General features: G+C 56.9%; 1 rRNA gene and 1 pseudogene. Both read right to left on the bottom strand.

The features are described from left to right. Positions 1-407 (bottom strand): annotated as a pseudogene (locus MAA8898_RS25610) (transposase); the annotation flags it as partial. A gap of 363 nt (positions 408-770) precedes the next feature. Then, a 5S ribosomal RNA gene (rrf, locus tag MAA8898_RS25605) occupies positions 771-854 on the bottom strand; the annotation flags it as partial.

The raw sequence follows: 854 nt of genomic DNA, 5'->3' as shown, positions 1-854 counted from the left end.
GTCTTGGGATCGACACCGACCAGCCTGCAGGCCCGGCGCTGCGAGAGGTCGTGATCCCGCATCACCCGGAGCGCCGCGTCTCGCCGCCTCGTCAACGTCGTCGGCTCTTTCCCAGCAGGTCTTTCAAGACGACATTGTCCAGCATGGTGTCTGCCAACAGGCGTTTGAGCTTGGCATTCTAGTCCTCCAGCGCCTTCAGCCTGGCAGCCTCGGACACGTCCATCCCGCCATACTTGGCCTTCAGCTTGTAGAACGTGGCGGTGCTCAGGCTGTGCCTGCGGCACACCTCAGCCGTCGGCAATCCGTTCTGCGCTACGATTGATCCACTGGATCAATCGCTTAACGCTTGAACCCTGTTCCTTGATCATCCCGATTATCTGCGCCTCGGTGAAACGGCTCTTTCGCATGTGTCTGCTCCTTCAGAGTTGGCGCAGACCCTACATTACGGTGAGGGATTTCGCGGGGGGCAGGTCATCAATCAGAGCGACAACACGCTCCCGAATATCCATTGATAGCGATTTGCCCATGATCCACCTCCACATATGGTGAATCACAATTCAGCTCTCATGGGAATCCCAACGATTCAGATTTCAAGCAGCTTTCTAGTGTCTGCGTTCTGTGGGACGGCGACGTCAGGTTACCGCCCGCGCAGGCGTCGCTTGTCGTTCCTGCACATGAAGGATGCTATTTCCGGTCGTCTGGAACGCAAAAAGCGCCCCGAAGGGCGCTTTTTGTCGTGATATCGTATTAAGAGAAGTGGTTTTTTCTAGGTTTGGCGGCGACCTACTCTCCCACGTCTTGAGACGCAGTACCATTGGCGCGGCGGCACTTAACTGCCGGGTTCGGAATGGGAC

The sequence above is a fragment of the Antarctobacter aquimaris genome (genome assembly GCF_900184945.1).
Lineage (GTDB): Bacteria > Pseudomonadota > Alphaproteobacteria > Rhodobacterales > Rhodobacteraceae > Maliponia > Maliponia aquimaris.
The sequence above is the reverse complement of the archived record's forward strand: the minus strand, read 5'-3'. Positions and strand labels throughout refer to the sequence as shown.